This window comes from Streptomyces sp. NPDC018031, from assembly GCF_044327625.1.
In the GTDB taxonomy this organism is placed as follows: Bacteria; Actinomycetota; Actinomycetes; order Streptomycetales; family Streptomycetaceae; genus Streptomyces.
Window position 1 is genome coordinate 457,079 of record NZ_JBIRFT010000003.1, and the last position, 25,018, is coordinate 482,096.

Genomic DNA, 25,018 nt, shown 5'->3' on the forward strand with positions numbered 1-25,018 from the left:
CCCGTTCGCCGGCTGGGGACACCCGGGAGCGGGGTTCGCGCCCGGGTGCCCGGCGGTTCACTCGTCGCGCCGTTCGGCCAGGGTGTGGGCGACGAGCGCGTTGGCGTGACCGTGGCCCAGGCCGTGTTCGGCCTTGAGCCAGGCGACGAGTTCCATGTGCTTGGTCAGGGGCGATGAGCGGATGAGGTCCTGCCAGTGCGCGATCGGGTGGCCGTACTTCTTCTCGATCGAGGGGAAGTAGCTGGCGGGGCCGTTCACCGGTGCGGTCATGTCGTGTCTCTCCCATGTGCGTCTCGAGTGGTCCGAAGGATCTTCGTGGTGCTCGCCGTCGAACGGCGGGCCGGGCCGTCGGTCACGGCCGGGCGGCCGGTGCCGGGCCGGACAGCCGGATGCTGACCGCCGTGAGCCAGAGGAGGCCGAGCCCCGCTCCGGCGGTGAAGGCCAGTACGGAGGCGGAGGAGGCGGCGAAGCCTGCGAGGACGCCGACCGGCACCAGCCGGCAGGCGACGCCCCATCCGCGTCGGTGCTGCGCCGTGAAGTGCCGGGCGAGCACGAGGAAGGCGGCGCACAGCGCGAGGAACCCGACCCCGGCGCTGAGCATGTGGAGGGCGCCCTGTGTGCTCAGTGAGGCCGGCGCGACCTCGGGGGCCCCGGCGGGGAATCCGGCGCCGGGGTCGGCCGGGAAGACGGCCGCGGCGAGGAACGAGGCGCCGAACAGGCCGATCAGGCGTGGCGCCCAGGTGCCGCCGGGGGTGTCGCGCAGTCTCTCCCGCATTCCGGCCGCGCAGGCGAGGGACAGGACCCCGGTGGCCACGAAGGCGGTGACCTGGATCCAGCCCAGGGAGCCGAGGCTGAGCTGGCTGAGCGCGTTGCGGGTGAAGTCGAAGCCGTCGCGGGTCAGGCCCTGGACCAGGCCGGCGCCGAGGAACAGCGGGCCTGCCGCGATTCCGCCGGCCAGCAAGGCGCGCTTCCCCGGTGCCGCGGAGGCGGCGGGCGCCGGCCCCGCGAGGGTGGAAGGAGTGGTGGTCGGAGCGGTGATCGTGTGGGTCATGGGGCTCTTCCTCGGTCGCTGCTCACCAATGCGAGAACTAGACGGTTCAGTACTCGGGAACTGGACGGTACAGTACTCACACAGGAACTAGACTGTCCAGTACTCTCGATCGAGGAGGTCGGCATGGAAGCGAACGAGCAGGGCAGGTCGGCGCGCAAGCGGCAGGCGATCATGGAGGCCGCGACCCGGACCTTCATGACGAAGGGGTACTCCGGCACCAGCATGGACGACATCGCCAAACAGGCTGCGGTGTCCAAGCAGACCGTCTACAAGCACTTCGCCGACAAGGAGAAACTGTTCGCCGACATCGTCCTGGCCACCACCGACCGCATCGACGGCATGGTCGACCTGGTGTCCGGCTTCCCCGCCGACGGGGACACACTGGAGGAGGATCTGACCCGGCTGGCCCGTCAGTTCCTGACCGCCGTCACCCAGCCCCAGGTCCTCCAGCTGCGGCGCCTGGTCATCGCCAACGCCGACACCTTCCCCGAACTGGGCGCCAGTTGGTACGAGCAGGGCTTCGAACGGGTGCTGGTCACGCTGGCGGCCACCTTCGAGCGCCTGGCCGACCGCGGGCTGCTCAAGACCGACGACCCGATGCTGGCCGCCCACCACTTCTCCGGGCTCCTGCTGTGGATCCCGGTGAACAAGGCCATGTTCACCGGCAGTTCTCAGCACACCGAGGCCGAACTCGACCACTACGCCGCGGCCGGCATCCGCGCCTTCCTCGCCGCCTACCGCTGATCCGGCTGACCCGGCGGGCCCCGGACGCGGGGTCAGCCGCCGTGGACGATCTCCCGCTCCCAGGCCCGGCGGGGCTGGGCGTGCAGTCGCCAGTAGTGCTCGGCGATGTCCTCCGGATCGAACGCCGTGCCCGGGGCCACCGGGCCGGCCACGGTCACGGTGGCCACGTGGACACCCGAAGGGCCGTACTCCTCGTCCAGGAGCGCGACCAGCGTCCGCACGCCGGCCTTGCCGAGGGACAGGCTCGTGTACTCCGCCTTGGGTTCGGGCATGCCGCCGGTGACGATGAAGGTCCCGTGCCCGCGGTCGGCCATCCCCGGCGCGACGTGCGCGGCGGCGGTGAGCGCTCCGACCACGTTGACCGCCCAGGCGTCCAGGTGGGCCCGTACGGACAACTCCCCGGGGGAGTCCGGCCGGATGAGCGCCGCGTTGTACACCACGACGTCCGGCGGCCCGAGTTCCTCCGCCATCGCGTCGAGGGCGGCCCGCAGCGCCGTCTCGTCGGTACTGTCGGCGACCCGCGCCGTGACGCGCGGGCCGACGGGCTCGACGGCGGCGGCCACCGCCGTCGCCGTCCGGCGGGTGCGGGCGATGACGCCGACGGGCATCCCCTCGCGCGCGAACCGGCGGGCGACCGCCTGCCCGATCCCCGTCCCCGCTCCGATCACCACGGCTCCCGGCATGACCGCCTCCTCATCACTCGTCAGTGGCTCGGAGTCACGCTAAGGTCTCACATCCATGTGAAGGTCAAGCGCGGGAACGGAAGCGCATGAAGATCAGTGAGGCGGCACGCCGGACCGGGGTCAGCCAGCGGCTGCTGCGCTACTACGAGGAGCAGGGGCTGCTGCGGCCCCGGCGGCTGCCCAACGGCTACCGCGAGTACACCGAGCGGGACGTGGCGGCGGTCCGGCACATCCGCGCACTGCTGGACGCCGGGCTGAGCACCGCCGTGATCGCGCCTCTGCTCGACTGCGTCCACGAGGGCCCGGCCGGCACGGTGCTGTCGTCGTGTCCGGGGACGGTCACCCGGCTCCGCCGCGAGCAGGCCCGGGTCGCCGAGGCGATCGGGCGGCTGCGGACCTCCCAGCGAGCGCTGGACTCCCTGCTGACCGCCGCCTTGCACGGCGCCGGGCCGGACGCACCCGCCGGCCCGGTCACGCGGCGCTGAGCACACCCGGGGCGACCGGGCCGGGTGCCGGGCGTCCGGTCCGCCGCCCGGTCAGGGGCGGAACGTCGCCCGCACCGCCTCGGCGATGCGCGCCCCCTGGCCCGGGGTGAGCGCCGGGACGTCGCCCCCGCCGAACCGGTCGGCGGCCCGCGCGTCGACCGCCGCCTGGTCCCCTTCGGCCCACCGGGCGTCGTTGCGGACGTTCTGCTTCCGGCTCACGGCCTTGTCCCCGTCGGCCGCCAGGGGCCGGGTGGACCTCCCCGGTGACACCCGCACGATCGGCACACGACTGCCACGCGGGCGGCACCCGCGGCGCGGGCCGGGCCGGGCCGCGCCCGTTCGGCGGCGGCGGCGTCAGTGGTGCCAGGCCCGGCCACCGGTGTTGTGGATGAAGCGCTGCAGCACCTTCAGGGTGGTCAGGTACTCCTCGTCGGAGATGCCCGCGTGCCGTTCCGCCCACAACCGGTCCTGGACCGCCGCGGCGCGGGCGTAGAAGTCCTCGCCCTCGGCGGTGAGTTCCAGGTGCCCGGCCGCGTCCTCGGTGAGCCAGCCGTGCGCGATCGCGGCGTCGATCTCCGATCCCAGCAGCCCGTCCCCCACGTCGAGGTAGCCCTCCAGGGTGGCGGTCACCTCGCTCCGGGTCCTGACCCGCTCCGCCCTGGCGACCTGGGCCAGCACCCACCACTGCGGCTGGGTGAGGCCGAGTTCGGCCAGTGTGGCGCGGGTCCGGTCGACGACCGCCTTGTACGCGGCCCAGCTCCAGTAGCCGATGGGCTGCTTGATCAGCTCGGTGTCGCTGTGCGAGTACTCCATGGTCCGCGCTCCCCGCTCGGGCCGGTGTCCGCCGGCCGGTGTCCGTGATGACACCACCGAACCTAGGACTTGAACCTTACTTGAGGTCAAGCGGAACGGTCAGCCGCGGTGCGCGTCGACCTCCCGGAGGTACCCGGCGCGGGTCTCCTCGTCCAGGAAGGAGGCGCGGAAGGAGTTGCGGGCCAGTTCCCGCAGCGTCTCCCGGTCCAGGCCGAGCGCGTCGCGCAGCGCGGTGAAGTTGTCGTCGGCGTAGCCGCCGAAGTACGCCGGGTCGTCCGAGTTGACCGTCACCAGCAGCCCCGCCGCCAGCATCGCCGGGAGCGGGTGGTCGGCGAGCCGGTCGACCACCCGGAGCCGCACGTTGGACAGCGGGCACACCGTCAGCGGCACCTGGTCCGCGACCAGCCGGGCGACCAGCGCCGCGTCCTCCAGGGAGCGCACTCCGTGGTCGATCCGGTCCACGCCCAGCACGTCCAGCGCCTCCCAGACGTAGGCGGGCGGGCCTTCCTCCCCGGCGTGGGCCACGCACTTGAGGCCGGCCTCCCGCGCGAGCCGGTACACCTCGCGGAACTTCGCGGGCGGGTTGCCCACCTCCGCCGAGTCCAGGCCGACCGCGGTGATCCGGTCCAGATACGGGCGGGCCGCCTCGAACGTGGCCAGTGCCGACTCGGCGCTGAGGTCGCGCAGGAAGCACATGATCAGACGGGTGGTGATGCCGTGCCGCCGGGGCGCCGCGTCCAGCGCGCGGCCGAGCCCGTCGATGACGGTGCCGATCGGGACGCCGCGGGCGGTGTGGGCCTGCGGGTCGAAGAAGATCTCGGCGTGCCGGACGCCCTGCTCGCGGGCGCGGGCCAGATAGGCGTCGGCGAGGTCGGCGAAGTCGTCCTCGGTGCGGAGCACCGCCATCAGCGCGTAGTACAGGTCGAGGAAGGACTGCAGATCGGTGAAGGAGTAGGCGGCGCGCAGCTCCTCCTCGGTGGCGAACGGCAGGATCACGCCGTTGCGCTCGGCGAGCGCGAAGGCCAGGCCCGGCTCCAGGGTGCCCTCGATGTGGAGGTGGAGTTCCGCCTTCGGGATGGCGCCGGAGGCGGCTGCGGAGGCGGGGCCGGGGGCGGCGGCGTCGGGGATGGGGGGCACGGCGGGCTGCACCTGCTCTGCGTCGGCCCGGGACCGGCCGGGACCGGTCGCCGGGGTCGGTGGAAGCGCCGCGCGCCCCCGGGGAGCGTCGCGGATTTCCGGTGAAAGCCCAGGATAGGCACGGTGGACCGGGCCTTCGCGGACGGGCTCACGGCGCCCCGGACGCAACCCGGCCGGGCCGGGGAGCGTCACACTCGGTGACGTCGATCAGAGGGGGCGGGCATGGAACCCACCGAGCCGGAGGAGCGCCGCGACCCGGCGGTGCGCACGGGCCCGGTCCGCGCGCGGCGGATCCGGCTGCCCCGCCCGCGGCTGCCCCGGACCCGGCGCGGGCAGCGGCGGGCCGTGCGGATCGCCGTGTCGCTGTGCGTGCTCGGCCTGCTGCCGGCGACCTGGGTGCGGCTGAGCACCGACGGGCGGGTCCACACCGTCGCCGACGTGCCGTCCGCCCCGGTCGCGATGGTCTTCGGGGCCGGCCTGTGGCGGGGGGAGCCGTCCCCGTACCTCGCCCACCGGCTGGACGCGGCGGTGGAGCTGTACGAGCGGGGGAAGGTCCGCGCGATCATGGTCACCGGGGACAACAGCCGGGCGGACTACGACGAGCCGGACGCCATGCGCGCCTACCTGGTACGCCACGGGGTGCCGGGCCGGCGGATCGTCAGCGACTACGCGGGCTTCGACACCTGGGACTCCTGCACCCGCGCCCGGCGGCTCTTCGGGGTGGACCGGGCGGTGCTGGTCAGCCAGGGCTTCCACATCCGGCGGGCGCTGGCGCTCTGCGAGGCCGCCGGGATCGACTCCCACGGCGTCGGGGTGGAGGAGCCGCGCGACGGCACCTGGCTGTACGGCGGGCTGCGGGAGGTACTGGCGTCGGGCAAGGCGGTGCTGGACGTGACGTTCCGGCCGGACCCGCACTTCCTGGGCCCGCGGGAGCCGGGCGTCGCGGACGCCCTGGCCGCCCCCTGACCCCGGCCGGGTGTCAGGCGATGGTGGTCTGCTCCAGCACCCAGCCGAGGTAGGCGTCGCTCCCGTGGGTCACCGGAGTCGCGATGATCTCCGGGTTGTCGTAGTCGTGCGCCTCCCGGATGTGCGCCTCCAGTTCGTCGTAGCGCGCCGCGGTGGTCTTGAACAGCACCTGCCACTCCGACTCGGTCTCGACCACGCCCTGCCAGCGGTACACCGAGGTCACCGGCTGGCTGATCTGCGCGCACGCCGCGACCCGCGCCTCCACCGCCCCGCGCGCCAGCGCCTCCGCCTTCTCGGGGCTGTCCGTGGTGGTCAGTACGGTCAGGAAGTCCGCCATGCCGCTGGTCCTCTCGTCCCGGGTGCGGGCGCCGCCGGCCGGCGGGCCGGTGTCCGACCGGGTCGGTCGGACGCCACGCACGGCCCGCGACTGGCGGGGTACACGCTAGCCGGTGACGATTGAAGACGTACCGCTGAAACGAGGATGGCCCATGGACGACCTCACCAAGCTCGCCCGCCACCACCTGGACCTGGCCCGGGCCGACCCGCACGGCCGCAGCGCCCACCTCTTCCTGCACGGCGGACCGCTGCGCCAGAGCGTGATCGCGCTGACCTCGGGCACCGAGCTGGACGAGCACAACGCGCCCCCGGCGGCCAGCCTCCAGGTGCTGCACGGGCACGTCCGGCTGACCACCTCCGGCAGCGAGCAGGACCTGATCGCGGGCCAGGTGCAGCTGATCCCCCAGGAGCGGAACGGGCTGCGGGCGATGCAGGACTCGGTGGTACTGCTGACCGCGGTGACGGCGACCACCGGCTGCCCCACCCCGGCCGGGTGAGGGGCGGCGCGGGCGCCGGGCCCGCCCCGCCACGCCTGCCCCGGCCGGACGGCCCGGCGGCGCCGGCGAGCGGCTCGCGGTGGCGGTCCGCCGGCGGCGGGCGGCGGGCCGCGCCTGCCGGTCGCGGAGCGCCGGCGCGCTCGCTGGACGCACGCGCATGCGCACGAGTCTGCCGCGCATGGTCCGGTCGGCCGCCCGCCGGTTGACTGAAGCCATGACGAACAGCAACGACATCCTGGTTCTGGGCGGCACCGGCAAGACGGGGCGGCGGGTCGCGGCACTGCTCGCCGAGCGCGGTGTGCCGGCGCGTGCCGCGTCCCGCGGCGGCGCCACCCGATTCGACTGGCTCGACGACTCCACCTGGGGCCCCGCCCTGGACGGCGCCGGCGCCGTCTACCTCGTGTACCTGCAGGATCTGAGCAGCCCGGACGCCCCGGGTCACATCCAGGCGTTCCTGCGGCTGGCCCGCGAGCGCGGTGTGCAGCGGGTGGTGATGCTGTCCGCCCGGGGGTGGGCGGGCGCCGGACCGGCGGAGGAGGCGGTGCGCGCGTCGGGGCTCGCCTGGACGATCCTGCGGCCCACCTGGTTCGCGCAGAACTTCAGCGAGGACATGTTCGCGCCGTACGTCCTCGGTGGCGAGCTGCGGCTGCCGACGGCGGCCGGGCGGGAGCCGTTCATCGACGTGGCGGACGTGGCGGAGGTGGCGGTGGCCGCGCTCACCGGCGACGGGCACGCCGGGGAGGTCTACGAGCTGTCCGGGCCCCGGCTGCTGGGCTTCGGGGACGCGGCGGCGGCGATCGCCGCGGCGACCGGCCGGGAGTTGCGCTACACCCCGATCTCCTCGGAGGAGTTCATCGCCGACCTGATCGCTGCCGGGCTGACCGCCGAGGAGGCCCCGGTCGTCGACGGGCTGCTGGGCATCATCGCCCGCGACGAGAACGCCTATCTGTCCGACGGCGTGCGCCGGGCGCTGGGCCGGGAGGCGCGGGACTTCACGGCGTACGCGGCGGACACGGCGGCCGCGGGGGCCTGGCGGGGCTGAGCCCGCCCCCGCGCTCCCGCCGGGGCCGCGGGCCCCGGCCCGGGGCGTCCCCGGCACCGGCGGCGGGTCGGCCACCGGCGGCGGGCGGGCCGGGGCACGGCCGCCCGGTCACGCCAGCCACTGGTCGTACGCCAGCTTGCACACCAGCGACACGACGACCACCACCAGCACCGCCCGTACGAAGCCGCTCCCCCGCTTCAGCGCCATCCGCGCGCCGACGGTGCCGCCCGCCAGGTTGAAGACCGCCATCAGCGCGGCCAGCCGCCACAGCACCGTGCCCTGGACGGCGAAGGTGACCAGTGCGCCCAGATTGGTGCAGACGTTGACCACCTTGGCGGTCGCGGAGGCGGTCACCAGGTTCATCCGGAGGGTGGCGACCAGCGCGATGACCAGGAAGGTGCCGGTACCGGGGCCGAACAGCCCGTCGTAGAAGCCGATGCCCCCGCCCGCGACGAGGATGCCGGCGATGATCCGCTGGCGGGTGACCGGGCCGGTGGCGGGTGCGGTGCCGAACGCGGGCCGGAGCAGGACGAAGGCGAGCACGGCGAGGAGCACGCCCATGATGAGCGGCCGGAGCACCTCGCTGTCGATGCCGGCGGCGAAGAACGCCCCGGCCAGCGAGCCGAGGGCGGCGGCCAGCCCGATCCGCACCGCGGCGCGGACGTCGACCAGGCCCTTGCTGACGTAGGTGGCGGCCGCCGCCGAGGTGCCGACCACCGCGACCGCCTTGTTGGTGCCGAGGATGTAGGCGGGCGGCAGACCGGGGACGCCGACGAGCAGCGCGGGGAGTTGGAGCAGCCCGCCGCCGCCCACCACGGCGTCGATCCAGCCGGCCGCCGCGGCGGCCAGGCAGAGCAGCACGATCGCGGTCATGGATATGTCAGGCATGATCGCGACCCTAAGCCGCCCCCGGCGGCCGGCCGTCGCGGGCCCGCCCCCGGGACACCGCCGGGCCGGGGCCCGCGGTGGCCGCGGGACGCTCACAGCGCGGCGCGCCGGGCGCTGAGGGCAGCGTTGCCGCGCGGAAACGGAGGTGATGCCGCCGGGAAACAGGCACATCGCACGCTTCCAGGCATGAGGGTGACTGGAGAGCCGGACGACTGCCACCGGGTGGTGGTGATCGGCGGCGGCATGGCGGGGGCGCGGCTCGCGCAGCAGCTGGCCCGGGTGCCGGAGGTGGCGCTGACCGTGGTCGGCGAGGAGCCGCACCCGCCGTACAACCGGGTGCTGCTCGCCGAGGTGCTGGCCGGGCGGTACGCGCCCGAGGTCATCGCGCTGCCGGCCGCCCCGGCGGACCGGCTGAGCGGGGTGCGCGCGGTCCGCGTCGACCGGGATCGCCGCGTCGTGCGGGTGGACGACGGCCGCGTGGTGCCGTACGACACGCTGGTGCTGGCCACCGGCTCCAACCCGGTCCTGCCGCCGCTGCGCGGACTGTTCCGCCCCGACGGCGGCGCCCCGGAGGCGCCCGGCGGCGGCCGGGAGCTGCCGGCGGGCGTGCACGCCTTCCGGACCATGGACGACTGCCTGGCGCTCGGCGCGGCGGTGCGGCCCGGTTCGCGGGCCGTGGTGATCGGCGGCGGCCTGCTGGGGGTGTCCGCCGCCCGTGCGCTCGCCCAGCGCGGCGCCCAGGTGGTCCTGGCGCACCAGGGCGAACACCTGATGGAGCGCCAGCTGGACAGCGGCGCGGCACGGCTGCTGCACGACCACATGTCGGCGCTCGGCGTGGAGGTGCACACCGAGTGCCGGGTGCGCGGGCTGCGGACCGGACCGCCCGGCCGGGACGGCGAGGCGGCCGCGGCGGACGCCGGGGCCGCGCCGCCCGCGGGCACCGACCCGGCGGGCGCCGGGCGGCCGCCGGTCGCGGTACGGGCCGTGGAACTGGCGGACGGCTACGCCCTCGACGCCGACCTGGTGGTGCTCGCCTGCGGCGTACGGCCCCGGGTCGGGCTGGCCCGGGCCGCCGGCATCACCACGGCACGCGGTGTGGTGGTCGACGACGAACTGCGCACCAGCGACCCGGACGTGTACGCGATCGGTGACTGCGCCGAGCACGACGGGGTGCTCTACGGGCTGGCCGGCCCCGCCCAGGAACAGGCCGATCTGCTGGCCCGGGTGATCGCCGCGCGGGTCGCCGGCCCGCCGGCCGCGGCCGGTCCGGCGGGAGCCGGCCGGCCCCGCTACACCGGCACCCGGGCGCTCACCCGGCTCACCCTCGCCGGCCCCGGCCCGGCACCCGGCGCGGACGCGGCGGCGCCCACCGCCCCCGGCGTACTCGACCTGGCCGCGTTCGGCGATCCGACGCCCGGGCCCGGCGACGACGTCGTCCGTCTCTCCGACGCCACCCGCAACGCGTACCGGAAGGTCGTGGTCCGCGGCGACCGGCTGGTCGGCGGCATCCTCTTCGGCGATCTCGGCACCGTCGGCGCGCTCGCCCGGACCTGGGAGGGCGACGAGCCGCTGCCCTCCGCCCCCCTTCTCCACCTGCTCACCAACGATGGAGGCCCTCGATGACCCCACGGACCCAGCCGACGAAGCCGACGCCGGCGGACCGGACAGCTCCGGCGAAGCCGACGATCGTCCTGGCCGGGCACGGCATGGTCGGCCAGCGATTCCTCGAGGCCCTCGCGGACCGGGGCGTCACCGGCGCCGCGCGCGTGGTGGTGTTCTGCGAAGAGCCCCGTCAGGCGTACGACCGGGTCCAGCTGACCTCGTACTTCTCCGGGCGGACGGCCGAGGACCTGTCGCTGGTGCCGGACGGCTTCATGGCCCGGCACGGCATCGAACTGCACCTGGGCGACCCGGTGGAGGCGGTGGACCGGCAGGCGCGGACCGTCACCTCGCGGGCCGGGGTGACGGTCGGCTACGACACCCTGGTGCTGGCCACCGGCTCCTACCCGTTCGTGCCGCCGGTGCCCGGCAAGGACGCCACCGGCTGCTTCGTCTACCGCACCATCGAGGACCTCCTCGCCATCGAGGAGTACGCCACGGGCCGCCGCTCCGGTGTGGTGGTGGGCGGCGGGCTGCTCGGTCTGGAGGCGGCCGGAGCGCTGAAGGGCCTCGGGCTGACCACGCACATCGTGGAGTTCAACCCGCGGCTGATGGCCCTCCAGGTCGACGAGGGCGGCGGGGCGGCGCTGCGCCGCACCGTGGAGGAGATGGGGCTGGTCGTGCACACCGGCGTCGGCGGCAAGGAGATCGCCGTGGACGGGGACGGCGCGGTGGCCCGGATGGAGCTGTCCGACGGTTCGGCCATCGACACCGACCTGGTGATCTTCTCGGCGGGCGTGCGGCCCCGGGACCAGCTGGCCCGGGAGTGCGGTCTGGACGTCGGCGAGCGGGGCGGGATCACCGTCGACGAGCGGTGCCGGACCAGCGACCCGGCGGTGTTCGCGATCGGCGAGTGCGCGCTGGCCTCCGACGGCCGGGTGTACGGACTGGTGGCGCCCGGCTACGAGATGGCCGAGGTGGCGGCCGGCACCATCGCCCGGGAGCGGGCGGCCGCCGGAGCCGCCGCCGCGGCGGACGCCGGTTTCACCGGGGCGGACACCTCCACCAAGCTGAAGCTGCTCGGGGTGGACGTGGCCTCGTTCGGCGACGCGCACGGCGCCACGCCCGGCTGCCTGGACGTCGTGTACGCCGACTCCCGCGCCGGCGTCTACAAGAAGCTGGTGATCGGCTCCGGCGGCGAACTGCTGGGCGGGGTGCTCGTCGGGGACGCCGACGCCTACGGGACGCTGCGCCCGCTCACCGGGAGCGTGCCGCCGGTCGCCCCGGAGCAGCTGGTACTCCCGGCCGGACTCGGCGCGCCCGCGGCGATCGGCCCCTCCGCGCTGCCCGACGAGGCGGTCGTCTGCAACTGCCACAACGTCACCAAGGGCAGCATCCGGTCGGCGGTGACCGAGCACCGGTGCACCACCGTGCCCGAGGTGAAGAAGTGCACCAAGGCGGGCACCGGCTGCGGCAGCTGCGTGAAGGTGCTCACCACGCTGGTCAACGAGGAGCTGGAGGCGAGCGGCGTCAGCGTCGACAAGGGGCTGTGCGGCTGCTTCGCCTACACCCGCGCCGAGCTGTACGAGATCGTCCGCAGTCTGCGGCTGACCAGCTACGCCCAGCTGCTGGACAGCCACGGCCGGGAGGAGGCGCGGCGCGGCGACGGCTGCGAGGTCTGCAAGCCCACCATCGGGTCGATCATCGCCTCGCTCGCCCCCACCCTCGGCGCCAGCGGTTACGTCCTGGACGGCGAGCAGGCCGCCCTCCAGGACACCAACGACCACTTCCTGGCGAACCTCCAGCGCAACGGCTCGTACTCGATCGTGCCGCGCATCCCCGGCGGTGAGATCACCCCGGAGAAGCTGATCGTGATCGGCGAGGTGGCCCGGGACTTCGGGCTCTACACGAAGATCACCGGCGGTCAGCGGATCGACCTGTTCGGCGCCCGGGTGGACCAGCTGCCGGTGATCTGGGCCCGGCTGGTGGACGCCGGTTTCGAGTCGGGGCACGCCTACGGCAAGGCGCTGCGCACCGTGAAGTCCTGTGTGGGGCAGACCTGGTGCCGGTACGGCGTGCAGGACTCGGTGCGGATGGCCATCGACCTGGAACTGCGCTACCGGGGGCTGCGGTCCCCGCACAAGCTGAAGTCGGCGGTGTCCGGGTGCGCCCGCGAGTGCGCCGAGGCGCGGGGCAAGGACTTCGGGGTGATCGCGACGTCCAACGGCTGGAACCTGTACGTCGGGGGGAACGGCGGCGCCGACCCGCGCCACGCCGACCTGCTCGCCCAGGACCTCGACGACACGGAACTGGTCCGGCTCGTCGACCGGTTCCTGATGTTCTACATCCGCACCGCCGACCGGCTGGAGCGCACCTCCGCCTGGCTGGAGCGGATCGAGGGCGGCCTGGACCACGTACGGGACGTGGTCGTCCACGACTCGCTGGGGATCTGCGCGGAGCTGGAGGCGCTGATGGCCGACCACGTGGCGCACTACCGGGACGAGTGGGCGGCCACCCTGGAGGACCCGGAGCGGCTGCGCCGGTTCGTCTCGTTCGTCAACGCCCCCGACGCGCCCGACCCCACCGTGCGCTTCGTGCCCGAGCGCGACCAGGTCAAGCCCGACCTGACGCTGCTGTCGGGCCCGAGCATCCCCGTCCGTACCGAACGCGCCCTGGAAGGGAGCACCAGCCGATGACCCTGGCACCGGAGAGGACCTCCGTCCGCGTCGAACTCCTCGTCGACCAGCGCTGGTTCGCGGTGTGCGAACTGGCCGATCTCACCCCGGGGCGCGGCGTCGCCGCGCTGCTCCCGGACGGCACCCAGGTCGCGGTCTACCTGGACCGGGCCGGTCGGGCCTACGCGATCGGCAACCGCGATCCGTTCACCGGCGCCCAGGTGCTGGCGCGCGGGCTGCTCGGCGCGGCCGGCGGACGGCCGTTCGTCGCCTCGCCGCTGCTCAAGCAGCGTTTCGACCTGGCCACCGGGCGCTGCCTGGACGACGAGACGGTCACCGTCACCGCCTACGAGGTGCGCACGGTCTGAGCGGCGCGGCCGGCGGCGGTCCGGCCGTCGGCGGTCACCGGCCCGGCCCGCGGCCGTCGGCGGGGCCCCCGGGCCGGCCGCCGCGCGGACCGCCGGGGCCGGCCGTCCCGAGCAGCCGGCGGGCGCCGTCGCCGTCGACCCGGTCGCCCACCGCGGCGAGCACCGCCGCACCGCAGCGCAGCAGGCCCCGGCGGCGGGACAGCCGCGCGCCGCGGTCCAGCTCGTGCCAGAGCAGCGGGTTCGCGGCCAGGACCTCCGGATCCAGCTCCACCCGGTGGCCGAGGACGTCGCGGAGGACCAGCCGGGGGGCCACGCCCTCCGGGCGGCTGACCGAGGTCAGCAGGTCGGTGCGGACCAGCCGCTCGCGGAACATCCCGCGGCTGGCCAGCACCCCTCCCCCGCGGTGACCCGCGGCGGGTACAGCACCGACACCTGGCACACCGCGATCGCCACCCAACAGGCGGTGCGGGGCGGGGTGAGGGTGCCCACCGAGAGATCCAGCAGCACCAGGGCGGCCAGTACGGCGCACGAGGAGCCCACCGCCGTCCGCACCCGGCCCGGCCAGTGCCGGTCCCGGGCGAGCACCGGCCGGGCCGGGCGAGCGGATGCGCCCGGCCCGGCGGGGGCCGTGGCCCCGGCGGTGTCGTCGTTGTCGTCATCGGCAGCCGGGCCGCGCCCGGATCCGCGTCGCATGTCCCGGACGGTAGGGCAGGTGTTCGGGTCGGCGCCCGGGGGTTGACGCGTCGCTGACCTGCCGTTGACCGAACTTGACGCGACGTTGACAGGCGTCGGTCGACCCGCCGCACACCCGCCCCACCGGCCCCGCCCGTCATGGGGTGCGCACCGGCGGGCCGGCCCGGCGCCGACCCGCCGGCCCCCGCCCGGTCCGCCCGGTCCGCCGACCTCCGCCCGCCCGGTGCGCCCGGCCCACCCGGTGCGCCCCGTCCGCCCGGCCCGCCCGGTCCGCCCGGTTCACGGGTACCGGCCGGGGGCCCCGGCCGGTCGGGCGGTCACACGTACATACGTCGGCAATGCCCCTGTCGTAATCCCCCTCCATGGTTGATCGTTGAGACGTACGGCGCACGCACGGCTCGATCTGACAGCGAGGGGGCACCGCCATGTCCATCAGTCGTCGGGGACTGCTCGGTTCGGGCACCGCGATCGCGTTGTCCGGCGCACTGGCCGCCTGCGGCTCGAACACCGGCCGGGACGACGGCGGTCCGGGTGGCCGGCCGCGGCTGGAGCAGTGGTACCACCAGTACGGCGAGCCGGGCACCCAGCAGGCGGTGGAACGGTACGCCGACGCCTACCGCGAGGCGGACGTCCGGGTGCAGTGGCGGCCGGGCAACTACGACCAGCAGACCGCCGCCGCCCTGCTCACCGACTCCGGCCCGGACGTCTTCGAGGTCAACGGGCCCACCCTGGACCAGATCCGGGGCGGCCAGGTGGTCGAGGTGACCGACCTGCTGGACGGGGTGCGCGAGGACTTCAACCCGGCGGTGCTGGCGCCCAAGACGTACCGGGACCGGATCTGGGCCGTCCCGCAGGTGGTCGACACCCAGTTGCTGTACTACCGCAAGAGCCTGCTCGCGAAGGCCGGGGTAGAGCCGCCGAAGACGCTGGACGCGCTGATCGACGCCGCCGCGGAGCTCACCACCAGGGACGTCAAGGGGCTCTTCCTGGGCAACGACGGCGGGCCCGGGGTGCTGATGGCCACCCCGCTGTACGCGGCGGGCCTGCCGGTGATCACCGAGGACGGCGCGGTGGGTTTCGACGACCCGGCGGCGGCCCGCACCCTGGGCAAGCTGCGCCGGCTGCACCGGGACGAGTCACTGCTGCTGGGCGCGCCGTCGGACTGGTCGGACCCGTCGGCCTTCGTCCAGGGGCTGACCGCGATGCAGTGGTCCGGGCTGTGGGCGCTGCCCCTGATCAGGAAGGAGCTGGGCGAGGACTTCGGGGTGCTGCCGTTCCCGGCGGACGGCGCCGGCGGCGCACCGGCGGTGCCGGTGGGCGCGTACGGGTCGGCGGTCAGCGCGCGGAGTGCGCGCCGGGCCGAGGCCAAGGCGTTCGTGAAGTGGCTGTGGGTGGACCGTACCGAGTACCAGGAGGACTTCGCGCTCTCCTACGGGTTCCACATCCCGGCCCGGCTGTCGCTGGCGAAGAAGGCGGCGGCGCTGCGGGAGGGGGCGGCGGCCGAGGTGGTGCGGTTCACCACCGACCACGGGTACGCCCAGCCGCTGCTGTGGACCACCGCGAGCCAGACGGCGTTCAAGGACGCCCTCAGCCGGATCCTCAAGGACGGCGCGGACCCGGACGGTGAGCTGCGGTCGGTGGTGCGGAAGACCGAGGCGGAGCTGCGGCGCGTCCGGAAGGGCGGCTGATGGGACCGGTGCTGCGGGACCTGCCCGGGGAACGCCGCCGGCCCGCCCCGCGCGGGGTGCCGGCCGGCCCGCGGCGGCGGTCGCTGCGGCGCAGGCTGCTGGGGCCGCACAACCGCCATCTGTGGTTCTGGGTGTTCGTCGGGCCGTTCGCGATCGGGCTGACCCTGTTCACCTATGTGCCGCTGGGCTGGAGCCTGTGGCTCAGCTTCTTCGACGCGCACAACACCGTGTCGCCGTCCGCCGCCGACTTCGTCGGGCTGGACAACTACGCCACGATGCTGCGCGACGACGCGTTCACCGACAGTCTGGTGACCTTCGGGCTGTTCACCGCCTTCATCGTGCCGGCGACCTTCGTGCTGTCGCTGGCGCTCGCCCTGATGGTCAACCGGCTCCGGCGGGCCCAGGCGTTCTTCCGTTCGGTGTTCTTCCTGCCGGTGGCGTGCAGCTATGTGGTGGCGGCGCTGATCTGGAAGATGTCCATCTTCAACGGGGTCCGCTTCGGGCTGGCCAACACGGTGCTGGACTGGTTCGGGATGGACCAGGTCGCCTGGCTGTCGACCACCGACCCGCCCTGGTACTGGCTGGTCATCGCGACGCTGCGGCTGTGGCTCCAGGCGGGCTTCTACATGGTGCTGTTCCTGGCCGGGCTGCAGCGGATCTCGCCCCGGCTGTACGAGGCGGCGGCGGTGGACGGCGCCCGGCCCGGCTGGCAGACGTTCCGCCACATCACGTTCCCGCAGCTGCGCGCCACCTCGGTGGCGGTGGTGCTGCTGCTGGTGATCAACGCCTTCCAGGCGTTCGACGAGTTCTACAACCTGCTCTCGGACGCGCGGGGGTACCCGCCGTACGCCCGGCCACCGCTGGTCTACCTCTACTACACGGCGCTGGGCCAGGAGCAGAACCTGGGTCTGGGCAGCGCGGGCGCGGTGATCCTGGCGCTGATCATCGCGGTGGTCACGGTGGCGCAGGCCCGCTGGTTCGGCCTGGGCCGGAAGGAGGAGTAGCCGGTGCGGGACGCCTGGGTACGGGTGGGGCGGGCGCTGCGGCTGGTGCTGCTGGTCACGCTGGCCCTGCTCTTCCTCATCCCCTTCTACCTGCTGGTACGCAACGGTCTGGCGCGCGAGGCGGACATCACGGCGGCGGACTGGACGTTCTTCCCCCGCGACGTGCGGTGGTCCAACGTCGGTGAACTGTTCGACGACCCGAGCGTGCCGATGGCGCGGGCGTTGCTGAACTCCTCGCTGATCGCGGTGGCCACCACGGTGGGGACCCTGCTGCCGGCCTCGCTGGCCGGCTACGGGCTGGCCCGGATCCCGTACCGGTACGCGAACGCCGTCTTCTACTGGATCCTGGGCACCCTGATGGTGCCGGCGGCGGTCACCTTCGTACCGAGCTTCGTGCTGGTCTCCTCGCTGGGCTGGATCTCCACGATGCGCGGTCTGGTCGTGCCGACGCTGTTCAGCGCCTTCGCCGCGTTCGTCTTCCGGCAGTACTTCCTCGGGTTCCCCAGGGAGCTGGAGGGCGCGGCGCGGGTGGACGGGCTGGGCTACTGGCGCACCTTCTGGCGGGTGGTGGTGCCCAACTCCCGTCCGGTGTTCGCGGCGGTCGGCACCATCGTCTTCATCGGGTCGTGGAACTCCTTCCTGTGGCCGCTGGTGATCGGGCAGGACCGGGACGCCTGGACGGTGCAGGTGGCGCTGTCGACGTTCACCACCGCGCAGACGGTGCGGATCCACGAGCTGTTCGTGGCCGCGGCGGTGTCGATCCTGCCGCTGCTGGTGGTCTTCCTGCTGCTGCAGCGGTACATCGTGGCCGGGGTGGAGCGTTCCGGCATCGACGACTGAGCGCGGCGGGCGGTGCGGTGGTGCCGGAGGCCCGGGGCCGAGCGGATGGTGCGCCGGGTCCGGGGCGCGGGTGTCAGCGGGTGGCGGGGCGGCCGAAGGTTGCTCCGGGGGCCGTGCCGGGGCCTCGGAATCATCCCCGCCACTTCACCGCTTGTTGAAGTCATGTCAACTCTGCGCTTCTAGGGTCCCCTCCACGTCACCTCGCCGCCGACCGGCGCCGAGGCCAGACCTCACCTCGTGGAGTGACCGTGGAACGTCGCACTTTCCTGCGCGGAGCGGTGATCGGCACCTCGGCCGCCGCCTTCGGCGGCACCCTGATGCACGGCGCCGCCTACGCGGCCCCGGCGCAGCCCGGCTCCGGCCCGTACGGAGCGCTGCGCCCGGCCGACGCCAACGGCATCCTGCTGCCCAGCGGCTTCACCAGCCGGGTCATCGCCCGGTCCGGGCAGCGGGTCGGCAGCACCTCGTACACCTGGCACAACGCGCCGGACGGCGGCGCCTGCTTCGCCGACGGAGCCGGATGGATATACGTCTCCAACTCCGAGATCAACCCGGGCGGCGGGGCGAGCGCGGTGAAGTTCGGCTCCACCGGTGCCATCACCGGCGCGTACCGCATCCTTTCCAACACCCGGCAGAACTGCGCGGGCGGCCGGACCCCGTGGAACACCTGGCTGTCCTGCGAGGAGGTCAGCCTCGGCGCGGTGTACGAGACCGACCCGTTCGGGGTGCAGCCGGCCGTCCGCCGGGACGCGATGGGCAAGTTCAAGCACGAGGCCGCCGCGGCCGACCCGGTGCGCAGGGTCATCTACCTGACCGAGGACGAGAGCGACGGCTGTCTGTACCGGTTCACCCCCACGACCTGGGGCGACCTCTCCTCCGGCACCCTCCAGGTGCTCAAGGCCGGCACCGCCACCTCCGGCTCGTACACCTGGGCCAACGTGCCCGACCCGGACGGCTCCCCCACCGCGACCCGCAACCAGGTCTCCGGCGCCAAGCGGTTCGCCGGCGGTGAGGGCTGTCACTACGCCAACGACACCGTGTGGTTCACCACCAAGGGCGACAACCGGGTCTGGCAGCTCAACGTGGCCGCCGGCACCTACGAACTGGCCTATGACGACTCCCTGGTCTCCGGCACCCCGCCGCTGACCGGCGTCGACAACGTCACCGGCAGCTCCTCCGGCGACCTGTTCGTCGCCGAGGACGGCGGCAACATGGAGATCTGCATCATCACCCCGGACGACGTGGTGGCCCCGTTCCTGCGGATCTCCGGGCAGTCCGGGTCGGAGATCACCGGCCCCGCGTTCTCCCCGGACGGCAAGCGGCTGTACTTCTCCAGCCAGCGCGGCACCACCGGCAGCTCCTCCGGCGGCATCACCTACGAGGTGACCGGGCCCTTCCGGTCCTGACCGGTCCTCACCGGGCCGGCCGGAGACCGCTCACCGGCCGCGCCGCGCGGGGTGCGTCATACGCGCCGGTGCCGCCGGGCCCCGCCCGGGTCCGGCGGCACCGGTGGTCCGGCGGGCCACCGGCGGCCGCGGGTCAGCGCTCACCGGACGCCGGAGGCCCCGGACGCCGCCCCGGCGAGCTCGACCGAAGATTCGTTCATGCGCTCCACCGGCGCACCACCGCGCAGCAGGGCGGCGCCCAGCGGGGTGAGCGTGTGCAGCACCGCACCGCCCTGCCGCAGCGTCAGCAGCAGCCCGGCCTCCCGCAGCACCGTGGCGTGCTGGCTGGCGGAGGCGAGTGACACCCCGACCCGGCGCGCGAGTTCGCTCGTGGTGCAGCCGCCGCCGACCCCCTGGAGCACCGCGGACCGGGTCTGCCCGACCAGCTTGCTCAGCGAACCGGTGCGCGCGGCGACCGTCGGGGGCTGCCGCAGCGGGCGCGGCGGGGCGCAGGCGGGGGTGTGCTCGACAGGGTAGACCAGCACCGGCGTCAGTTCGGGGCTGAAGAACGTCACCGGGGTGCGCCGGCAGAAGAAGGACGGCAGCAGCAGCAGGCCCCGGCCGCCGAGGAAGAGGTCCCGGTCCACCGGGTAGTCGACCTCCAGGACCGGGGAGCGCCACCGCATGGTGGGTGGCAGCGAGGCGAGCAGCCCGTCCGCGCCGCCGTCCAGCAGCGCGCGTCCCCGGGTGGCCCGGTCGGCCTCGATGCGCGCCTGGATGTGCTGCCAGTACGGGGCGATGGCGGCCCGGTGGTAGGCGCGCAGGGCGCCGATCAGCCGGTCGAGGGCGCGGCTGCCGCCGTCGGCCAGGTCGTGGATCCAGCCCGGCAGCAGCGGGCGGCCGGCGGCGAGCCGGCCGATCTCGGTGCCCAGCCGGGCGCCGGGGGTAGCGCGCAGCGCCTCCATCGCGGTGTCCGCGCCGATTATTCCTTCGGCAGGTGTCAGGAAGTCGGGGAAATAACCGCGGAGCGGAATCAGGGGCGCGAGAAGGCGCGTTTCACCGTTCAAACGGGTGCGGGTTTCGGAGCGCCATTCTCCGTATACGAGCTCCCCCTGTTTGTCCCGGAGCCGGTGGAAACTGAGGACGGTTTCCCAGAGAGCGTCCGGACGGGTCGCCATCCGCAACCGCGCCAGATCGAGTCCGCTGAAGTGAACGCGTAGCACCAGACCCCCACAAAAGTGACATCCGTGGCCACCCCCCGATCACGGACGAGTATGCACACTAACACAGGCAGTCACCACGCCCTTTTGGCCACAGTTGAAACGGGTCGCGGGATCAGTGTGACAAGCGGAATGCTGTAACCAGGAAAGCGCGGGTAAACACCACGATGACAGTGGCGTACGTCCGCAATTCAACAGGCGGTGCTCAGGTCCCGGATGCTCGTTCCCGTGGGGGGTGACGAGTGCGTACCGGCCGCTGAGCACTTTGTTGCCGCTCGGGCCGATGCGGGCGGCAACAGCTCCCGTGGGGGGAGTGAGAGGGGGCGGCACCTCCGCACAGAGTGCCGCCCCCTTGCAAGCCGGAGCCGCGGCCGGGGGGTGAGGGTCAGAGCGTCCCCGCGACGGCTCCGGTGGCTGGGCCTCCAGGGGGCCGGGCCCCCTGGAGTTCGATTCCCGTCCTGACGTTCAGCCCGCCTCAGCGGCTGTCGCTGCCACTGCTCTGCGCCGCCGCCCGGCCGGCCTCCAGCCGCGCCACCGGGATCCGGAACGGCGAGCAGGAGACGTAGTCCAGGCCGACCTCGTGGAAGAAGTGGACCGACTCCGGGTCGCCGCCGTGCTCGCCGCAGACGCCGAGCTTGAGGTCGGGCCGGGTGGCCCGGCCGGCCTCCGCCGCCGAGCGGACGAGGGAGCCCACACCGTCCCGGTCGATGGTCTCGAACGGACTGACGCCGAAGATGCCCTTCTCCAGGTAGGCGGTGAAGAAGCTCGCCTCCACGTCGTCCCGGGAGAAGCCCCACACGGTCTGGGTGAGGTCGTTGGTGCCGAACGAGAAGAAGTCGGCGGACTCGGCGATCTGACCGGCGGTCAGCGCGGCGCGCGGCAGCTCGATCATGGTGCCGAGGGTGAGCCCGAGGGTCACTCCGTGGGCCTGCTCGACCTCCGCGATGACCTGCTCGGCCTCCTCGCGGACGATCTCCAGCTCCTGCACCGTGCCGACCAGCGGGATCATGATCTCCGCCCGCGGGTCGCCATTGGCGGCCACCCGCTCGGCCGCGGCCTCCGCGATGGCCCGCACCTGCATGGTGAACAGGCCGGGGATCACCAGGCCGAGCCGGACGCCGCGCAGACCCAGCATCGGGTTCTGCTCGTGCAGCCGGTGGACCGCCTGGAGCAGCCGCAGCTCGTTCTCGTGGGCCTCCTCGCGGGCCTCGGCGAGGGCCACCCGCACCGACAGCTCGGTGATGTCGGGCAGGAACTCGTGCAGCGGCGGGTCGAGCAGCCGCACGGTGACCGGCAGCCCGTCCATCGCCTCGAAGAGCTCGACGAAGTCGCCCTTCTGCAGCGGCAGCAGGGCCTGCAGGGCCTGGCCGCGCTCGTCGTCGGTGTCGGCGAGGATGAGCCGCTCGACCAGCTCGCGCCGCTCACCGAGGAACATGTGCTCGGTGCGGCACAGGCCGATGCCCTGGGCGCCGAACCGGCGGGCGCGGGCGGCGTCCTCGGCGTTGTCGGCGTTGGCCCGTACCCGCAGCCGGCGTACCCGGTCCGCGTAGGCCATGATCCGGTGCACCGCCTTGACCAGCTCGTCGGCGTCCTCGGCGCCGGCGTGCATACGGCCTTCGAAGTACTCCACGACGGGCGACGGGACGACCGGGACCTCACCCAGGTACACCGCGCCGGTGGAGCCGTCGATGGAGACGACGTCGCCCTCTTCGACGACCGTGCCGTCGGAGGCGGTCATCCGGCGCCGCTTGGTGTCGACCTCCAGCTCCTCGGCGCCGCAGACACAGGTCTTGCCCATGCCGCGGGCCACCACGGCGGCGTGCGAGGTCTTGCCGCCGCGGGAGGTCAGGATGCCCTCGGCGGCGATCATGCCGTCCAGGTCGTCGGGGTTGGTCTCACGGCGGATGAGGATGACCTTCTCCCCCGACCGCGACCACTTGACGGCGGTGTAGGAGTCGAAGACGGCCTTGCCGACCGCGGCGCCCGGGGAGGCGGCGATGCCGCGCCCGATCCGCTCGGCGTCCGCCTTCTCGTCGAAGCGCGGGAACATCAGCTGGGCGAGCTGCGCGCCGGTGACCCGCTGCAGCGCCTCCGCCTCGTCGATCAGGCCCTGGTCGACCAGCTGGGTGGCGATCCGGAACGCGGCGCCGGCGGTGCGCTTGCCGACCCGGGTCTGGAGCATCCACAGCTTGCCGCGCTCGATCGTGAACTCGATGTCGCACAGGTCCTTGTAGTGCGTCTCCAGCGTCTCCATGATCTGCATCAGCTGGTCGTACGACGCCTTGTCGATGCCCTCCAGGTCGGCGAGCGGGACCGTGTTGCGGATGCCCGCCACGACGTCCTCGCCCTGCGCGTTCTGCAGGTAGTCGCCGTAGACGCCCTGGTGGCCGCTGGCCGGGTCGCGGGTGAAGGCGACACCGGTGCCGGAGTCCGGGCCGAGGTTGCCGAACACCATGGAGCAGACGTTGACCGCGGTGCCCAGGTCACCGGGGATGCGCTCCTGGCGGCGGTAGAGCTTGGCCCGCTCGCCGTTCCAGGAGTCGAAGACCGCCTTGATGGCCAGGTCCATCTGCTCGCGCGGCGCCTGCGGGAACTCGCGGCCGGTCTCCTTGGCCACGATCTCCTTGAACTGCCCGACCAGACCCTTGAGGTCCGCCGCGTCCAGGTCGACGTCGACCGTCACGCCCTTGACGCGCTTGGTCTCCTCCAGCGCCTCCTCGAAGAGGTCGCCGTCGACACCCAGGACGGTCTTGCCGAACATCTGGATGAGGCGGCGGTAGGAGTCCCAGGCGAACCGCTCGTCGCCGGCCTGGGTCGCGAGCCCGGCCACCGACTCGTCGGAGAGCCCGATGTTGAGGACGGTGTCCATCATGCCCGGCATGGAGAACTTGGCGCCGGAGCGGACGGAGACCAGCAGCGGGTCGTCGGCCTGGCCGAGCTTCTTGCCCATCTTCGCTTCGAGGGCCTCGAGGTGCGCGCTCACCTCGTCACGGAGTGCCGCCGGAGCCTCGCCGCTCTCCAGGTAGACCCGGCACGCATCGGTGGTGATGGTGAAGCCCGGAGGGACGGGAAGGCCCAGGTTGGTCATCTCGGCGAGGTTGGCACCCTTCCCGCCGAGCAGGTCCTTCAGATCCTTGTTGCCCTCGGTGAAGTCGTAAACGAACTTCTGCTGATCTTGTGTTTCCGACACGGGACTCGAACTCCTCCGGACGGCTGCCCTGACGGCGAGGAACATACCCAGATCGAAGGTGTCTGGGTACGTCCACTCGGCTGTCATACGGCCGTAACCACCCGTCCGCCGCTAGATCGAAAGTCATCCCGGGGGCCGACACCATCAGGCCATGCGTTCAAGAGATGAACACATCATCACGCTGAGATGAGGAACGGGCGATCACTTTTGACACAGCGTGACACCTGAGTGCCGGACTCGAAGATTTCAAGGGTGGCACCCAGTGCCACCCTTATGAAAGGTGCACCCTGTCGAGTTCCGCTCATATGAGCAAACCCGTCATCAGACGTGGCGAGAATCACGCCTTGCCGCCTGGCCGGATTCCATCATCCGGACCCGTAACAGCGGCGGAACAGCGGCGTCATCCGCCCGATGTGTCCAGCTCTGCGTCTTCGGTGACGCACACGCGCTCGTTCGGGTCGTCCAGCCAGCCGTCCGGGAGGACCACCCGGTTCCGCCCGGAGGTGCGGCCCCGGGGACCATCCGCGCCAAGGGGCCATTTCTGGTCCAATTCGAGCCCGCTCATAAGAGCGTCCAATTCGTCCAGAGATGAGGTGATAGCCAGGCGCTTCCGCGCATCGGAGCCGATCGAGAAGCCCTTGGTGTACCAGGCGACGTGCTTGCGGAAGTCGATGACACCGCGCTCCTCGTCCTGAAGCCACTCCGCCAGCAGTTCCGCGTGCCGCCGCATCACCGCGGCGACCTCCCGGAGCGTCGGCGCGGCGGGGCGCCGGGCCTCCCCGTCCGCGCCCTCGAACGCGGCGACCAGGTCGCCGAAGAGCCAGGGCCGGCCCAGGCAGCCGCGCCCCACGACCACCCCGTCGCAGCCGGTCCGGCGCATCATCCGCACGGCGTCCTCCGCCGACCAGATGTCCCCGTTGCCGAGCACCGGGATCTCCGGCACGGTCTCCTTCAGCCGGGCGATGGCGTCCCAGTCCGCGGTGCCGCCGTAGTGCTGGGCCGCGGTGCGCCCGTGCAGGGCGATGGCCGTGACCCCCTCCTCCACCGCGATCCGGCCGGCGTCGAGGTAGGTGATGTGGTCGTCGTCGATGCCCTTGCGCATCTTCATGGTCACCGGCAGCGGTCCGGCGGCGGTGACCGCCTCCCGGAGGATGGCGCGGAGCAGGTTCCGCTTGTACGGGAGCGCCGAGCCGCCGCCCTTCCGGGTCACCTTGGGCACCGGGCAGCCGAAGTTGAGGTCGATGTGATCGGCGAGGTCCTCGTCCACGATCATGCGGACGGCCTTGCCGACGGTCAGCGGGTCGACCCCGTACAGCTGGATGGAACGGGGCTTCTCGGAACCGTCGAAGTGGATCAGCCGCATGGTCTTGGCGTCCCGCTCGACCAGGGCCCGGGTGGTGATCATCTCGCTGACGAACAGCCCCTTGCCGCCGGAGAACTCCCGGCACAGGGTGCGGAACGGCGCGTTGGTGATCCCGGCCATCGGGGCGAGCACCACCGGCGGCTGGACCAGGTGCGGTCCGATCCGCAGCGCGTGCTCCCCGGCGGGCGCCTCCGGACGGGGTCCGGGGGAGGTCGCCGGGGGATGGTTCGTCAGGCTCATGGGGACGGCTTCCTCGGGTCGTGGCCGGGCGCGGCGGAGGGTACGGACGGCAGGACGGATCCTCCATTGTCCCGCACCCCGCCCGGGGTCCCGCCAGGGCCGGACGTCCCG

Annotated in this window: 25 protein-coding genes; 12 read left to right on the top strand and 13 right to left on the bottom strand. The window is 73.3% G+C overall.

What is annotated here, in order from left to right:
• Positions 1-57 precede the first annotated feature (57 nt).
• Both ACH4B3_RS12185 and ACH4B3_RS12190 read right to left on the bottom strand, forming a co-directional pair.
• Entirely contained in the window at positions 58-270 is a 213-nt protein-coding gene (locus ACH4B3_RS12185) for a DUF4287 domain-containing protein (protein WP_398462702.1), read from the bottom strand.
• 82 nt (positions 271-352) lie between these two features.
• On the bottom strand, positions 353-1,051 hold the full coding sequence (locus ACH4B3_RS12190) for a DUF998 domain-containing protein (RefSeq protein WP_398462703.1): 699 nt from the start codon (positions 1,049-1,051) through the stop codon (positions 353-355).
• Between the two features lie 123 nt (positions 1,052-1,174).
• Between ACH4B3_RS12190 and ACH4B3_RS12195 the strand changes: the two genes are divergently transcribed.
• Positions 1,175-1,795 (top strand): TetR/AcrR family transcriptional regulator C-terminal domain-containing protein, encoded by a 621-nt coding sequence (locus tag ACH4B3_RS12195; RefSeq protein WP_398462704.1) that lies wholly within the window; start codon positions 1,175-1,177, stop codon positions 1,793-1,795.
• Positions 1,796-1,827: 32 nt separating this feature from the next.
• On the opposite strand, the gene ACH4B3_RS12200 is transcribed toward ACH4B3_RS12195, so the two are convergent.
• On the bottom strand, positions 1,828-2,478 hold the full coding sequence (locus ACH4B3_RS12200; RefSeq protein ID WP_398462705.1) for an SDR family NAD(P)-dependent oxidoreductase: 651 nt from the start codon (positions 2,476-2,478) through the stop codon (positions 1,828-1,830).
• A gap of 86 nt (positions 2,479-2,564) precedes the next feature.
• Here ACH4B3_RS12200 and ACH4B3_RS12205 point away from each other — a divergent pair, with 86 nt between their 5' ends.
• Entirely contained in the window at positions 2,565-2,963 is a 399-nt protein-coding gene (locus ACH4B3_RS12205) for a MerR family transcriptional regulator (RefSeq protein WP_398462706.1), read from the top strand.
• Between the two features lie 51 nt (positions 2,964-3,014).
• Here ACH4B3_RS12205 and ACH4B3_RS12210 read toward each other — a convergent pair whose 3' ends face one another.
• The 3 genes from ACH4B3_RS12210 to ACH4B3_RS12220 all read right to left on the bottom strand — a co-directional run bounded on the left by ACH4B3_RS12210 (position 3,015) and on the right by ACH4B3_RS12220 (position 4,904).
• Positions 3,015-3,182, bottom strand: a complete 168-nt coding sequence (locus ACH4B3_RS12210) for a hypothetical protein (RefSeq protein WP_398462707.1) — start codon at positions 3,180-3,182, stop codon at positions 3,015-3,017.
• A 135-nt stretch (positions 3,183-3,317) separates the two neighbouring features.
• Positions 3,318-3,776 (bottom strand): MarR family winged helix-turn-helix transcriptional regulator, encoded by a 459-nt coding sequence (locus tag ACH4B3_RS12215; protein ID WP_398462708.1) that lies wholly within the window; start codon positions 3,774-3,776, stop codon positions 3,318-3,320.
• A 99-nt stretch (positions 3,777-3,875) separates the two neighbouring features.
• Positions 3,876-4,904 (bottom strand): adenosine deaminase, encoded by a 1,029-nt coding sequence (locus ACH4B3_RS12220; protein WP_398462762.1) that lies wholly within the window; start codon positions 4,902-4,904, stop codon positions 3,876-3,878.
• Between the two features lie 231 nt (positions 4,905-5,135).
• Here ACH4B3_RS12220 and ACH4B3_RS12225 point away from each other — a divergent pair, with 231 nt between their 5' ends.
• Positions 5,136-5,879 carry a vancomycin high temperature exclusion protein gene (locus ACH4B3_RS12225; protein ID WP_398462709.1) on the top strand — a complete coding sequence of 248 codons (744 nt, stop codon included), beginning with the start codon at positions 5,136-5,138 and terminating at the stop codon, positions 5,877-5,879.
• Positions 5,880-5,892: 13 nt separating this feature from the next.
• Here ACH4B3_RS12225 and cutA read toward each other — a convergent pair whose 3' ends face one another.
• Entirely contained in the window at positions 5,893-6,216 is a 324-nt protein-coding gene (cutA, locus tag ACH4B3_RS12230; protein ID WP_398462710.1) for a divalent-cation tolerance protein CutA, read from the bottom strand.
• A 151-nt stretch (positions 6,217-6,367) separates the two neighbouring features.
• Here cutA and ACH4B3_RS12235 point away from each other — a divergent pair, with 151 nt between their 5' ends.
• Positions 6,368-6,712 carry a cupin gene (locus tag ACH4B3_RS12235; RefSeq protein ID WP_398462711.1) on the top strand — a complete coding sequence of 115 codons (345 nt, stop codon included), beginning with the start codon at positions 6,368-6,370 and terminating at the stop codon, positions 6,710-6,712.
• A gap of 214 nt (positions 6,713-6,926) precedes the next feature.
• Entirely contained in the window at positions 6,927-7,754 is an 828-nt protein-coding gene (locus ACH4B3_RS12240; protein ID WP_398462712.1) for an NAD(P)H-binding protein, read from the top strand.
• Between the two features lie 108 nt (positions 7,755-7,862).
• Here ACH4B3_RS12240 and ACH4B3_RS12245 read toward each other — a convergent pair whose 3' ends face one another.
• Complete coding sequence (locus ACH4B3_RS12245) at positions 7,863-8,642, bottom strand: TSUP family transporter (RefSeq protein WP_398462713.1); 780 nt, start codon at positions 8,640-8,642, stop codon at positions 7,863-7,865.
• Positions 8,643-8,828: 186 nt separating this feature from the next.
• Here ACH4B3_RS12245 and ACH4B3_RS12250 point away from each other — a divergent pair, with 186 nt between their 5' ends.
• Genes ACH4B3_RS12250 through nirD form a run of 3 tightly spaced genes read left to right on the top strand, consistent with a single transcriptional unit; the run spans position 8,829 to position 13,284 of the window.
• Positions 8,829-10,265, top strand: a complete 1,437-nt coding sequence (locus ACH4B3_RS12250) for an NAD(P)/FAD-dependent oxidoreductase (RefSeq protein WP_398462714.1) — start codon at positions 8,829-8,831, stop codon at positions 10,263-10,265.
• A complete protein-coding gene (nirB, locus tag ACH4B3_RS12255) occupies positions 10,262-12,937 on the top strand; it encodes a nitrite reductase large subunit NirB (RefSeq protein WP_398462715.1) in 2,676 nt (891 codons plus the stop codon). The genes ACH4B3_RS12250 and nirB overlap by 4 nt, the downstream gene beginning before the upstream one ends.
• Positions 12,934-13,284, top strand: a complete 351-nt coding sequence (gene nirD / locus ACH4B3_RS12260; protein ID WP_398462716.1) for a nitrite reductase small subunit NirD — start codon at positions 12,934-12,936, stop codon at positions 13,282-13,284. The genes nirB and nirD overlap by 4 nt, the downstream gene beginning before the upstream one ends.
• A 34-nt stretch (positions 13,285-13,318) precedes the next feature.
• On the opposite strand, the gene ACH4B3_RS12265 is transcribed toward nirD, so the two are convergent.
• Both ACH4B3_RS12265 and ACH4B3_RS12270 read right to left on the bottom strand, forming a co-directional pair.
• Positions 13,319-13,675, bottom strand: coding sequence for a hypothetical protein (locus ACH4B3_RS12265; protein ID WP_398462717.1), 357 nt, complete (start codon positions 13,673-13,675; stop codon positions 13,319-13,321).
• Complete coding sequence (locus tag ACH4B3_RS12270) at positions 13,621-13,977, bottom strand: hypothetical protein (protein ID WP_398462718.1); 357 nt, start codon at positions 13,975-13,977, stop codon at positions 13,621-13,623. The genes ACH4B3_RS12265 and ACH4B3_RS12270 overlap by 55 nt, the downstream gene beginning before the upstream one ends.
• Positions 13,978-14,402: 425 nt before the next feature.
• Between ACH4B3_RS12270 and ACH4B3_RS12275 the strand changes: the two genes are divergently transcribed.
• From ACH4B3_RS12275 to ACH4B3_RS12290, 4 genes are all read left to right on the top strand, one after another.
• The gene (locus ACH4B3_RS12275) at positions 14,403-15,665 is read left to right on the top strand and encodes an ABC transporter substrate-binding protein (protein ID WP_398462719.1); all 1,263 of its coding nucleotides are present in this window, start codon (positions 14,403-14,405) and stop codon (positions 15,663-15,665) included.
• Positions 15,665-16,669, top strand: coding sequence for a carbohydrate ABC transporter permease (locus ACH4B3_RS12280; protein ID WP_398462720.1), 1,005 nt, complete (start codon positions 15,665-15,667; stop codon positions 16,667-16,669). Before ACH4B3_RS12275 ends, ACH4B3_RS12280 begins: the two co-directional genes overlap by 1 nt.
• Before the next feature lie 3 nt (positions 16,670-16,672).
• On the top strand, positions 16,673-17,509 hold the full coding sequence (locus tag ACH4B3_RS12285) for a carbohydrate ABC transporter permease (protein WP_398462721.1): 837 nt from the start codon (positions 16,673-16,675) through the stop codon (positions 17,507-17,509).
• Between the two features lie 248 nt (positions 17,510-17,757).
• The gene (locus ACH4B3_RS12290) at positions 17,758-18,915 is read left to right on the top strand and encodes an alkaline phosphatase PhoX (RefSeq protein ID WP_398462722.1); all 1,158 of its coding nucleotides are present in this window, start codon (positions 17,758-17,760) and stop codon (positions 18,913-18,915) included.
• 140 nt (positions 18,916-19,055) lie between these two features.
• Here the strand turns inward: ACH4B3_RS12290 and ACH4B3_RS12295 are convergent, their stop codons facing one another.
• The 3 genes from ACH4B3_RS12295 to dusB form a co-directional block, all read right to left on the bottom strand.
• Positions 19,056-20,117, bottom strand: coding sequence for an ArsR/SmtB family transcription factor (locus ACH4B3_RS12295; RefSeq protein ID WP_398462723.1), 1,062 nt, complete (start codon positions 20,115-20,117; stop codon positions 19,056-19,058).
• 472 nt (positions 20,118-20,589) lie between these two features.
• Complete coding sequence (gene ppdK / locus ACH4B3_RS12300; RefSeq protein ID WP_398462724.1) at positions 20,590-23,304, bottom strand: pyruvate, phosphate dikinase; 2,715 nt, start codon at positions 23,302-23,304, stop codon at positions 20,590-20,592.
• Between the two features lie 400 nt (positions 23,305-23,704).
• The gene (gene dusB / locus ACH4B3_RS12305; protein WP_398462725.1) at positions 23,705-24,907 is read right to left on the bottom strand and encodes a tRNA dihydrouridine synthase DusB; all 1,203 of its coding nucleotides are present in this window, start codon (positions 24,905-24,907) and stop codon (positions 23,705-23,707) included.
• Positions 24,908-25,018: the final 111 nt, after the last annotated feature.

Excerpts from the sequence above, each read along its gene's own strand:
- nirB (WP_398462715.1), top strand. The coding sequence starts at position 10,262 with ATGACCCCACGGACCCAGCCGACGAAGCCGACGCCGGCGGACCGGACA.
- ACH4B3_RS12190 (WP_398462703.1), bottom strand. The coding sequence starts at position 1,051 with ATGACCCACACGATCACCGCTCCGACCACCACTCCTTCCACCCTCGCG.
- ACH4B3_RS12235 (WP_398462711.1), top strand. The coding sequence starts at position 6,368 with ATGGACGACCTCACCAAGCTCGCCCGCCACCACCTGGACCTGGCCCGG.
- ACH4B3_RS12185 (WP_398462702.1), bottom strand. The coding sequence starts at position 270 with ATGACCGCACCGGTGAACGGCCCCGCCAGCTACTTCCCCTCGATCGAG.
- ACH4B3_RS12250 (WP_398462714.1), top strand. The coding sequence starts at position 8,829 with ATGAGGGTGACTGGAGAGCCGGACGACTGCCACCGGGTGGTGGTGATC.
- ACH4B3_RS12215 (WP_398462708.1), bottom strand. The coding sequence starts at position 3,776 with ATGGAGTACTCGCACAGCGACACCGAGCTGATCAAGCAGCCCATCGGC.
- ACH4B3_RS12275 (WP_398462719.1), top strand. The coding sequence starts at position 14,403 with ATGTCCATCAGTCGTCGGGGACTGCTCGGTTCGGGCACCGCGATCGCG.
- ACH4B3_RS12270 (WP_398462718.1), bottom strand. The coding sequence starts at position 13,977 with ATGCGACGCGGATCCGGGCGCGGCCCGGCTGCCGATGACGACAACGAC.
- ACH4B3_RS12200 (WP_398462705.1), bottom strand. The coding sequence starts at position 2,478 with ATGCCGGGAGCCGTGGTGATCGGAGCGGGGACGGGGATCGGGCAGGCG.
- ACH4B3_RS12195 (WP_398462704.1), top strand. The coding sequence starts at position 1,175 with ATGGAAGCGAACGAGCAGGGCAGGTCGGCGCGCAAGCGGCAGGCGATC.
- nirD (WP_398462716.1), top strand. The coding sequence starts at position 12,934 with ATGACCCTGGCACCGGAGAGGACCTCCGTCCGCGTCGAACTCCTCGTC.
- ACH4B3_RS12225 (WP_398462709.1), top strand. The coding sequence starts at position 5,136 with ATGGAACCCACCGAGCCGGAGGAGCGCCGCGACCCGGCGGTGCGCACG.
- cutA (WP_398462710.1), bottom strand. The coding sequence starts at position 6,216 with ATGGCGGACTTCCTGACCGTACTGACCACCACGGACAGCCCCGAGAAG.
- ACH4B3_RS12280 (WP_398462720.1), top strand. The coding sequence starts at position 15,665 with ATGGGACCGGTGCTGCGGGACCTGCCCGGGGAACGCCGCCGGCCCGCC.
- ACH4B3_RS12240 (WP_398462712.1), top strand. The coding sequence starts at position 6,927 with ATGACGAACAGCAACGACATCCTGGTTCTGGGCGGCACCGGCAAGACG.
- ACH4B3_RS12205 (WP_398462706.1), top strand. The coding sequence starts at position 2,565 with ATGAAGATCAGTGAGGCGGCACGCCGGACCGGGGTCAGCCAGCGGCTG.
- dusB (WP_398462725.1), bottom strand. The coding sequence starts at position 24,907 with ATGAGCCTGACGAACCATCCCCCGGCGACCTCCCCCGGACCCCGTCCG.
- ACH4B3_RS12245 (WP_398462713.1), bottom strand. The coding sequence starts at position 8,642 with ATGCCTGACATATCCATGACCGCGATCGTGCTGCTCTGCCTGGCCGCC.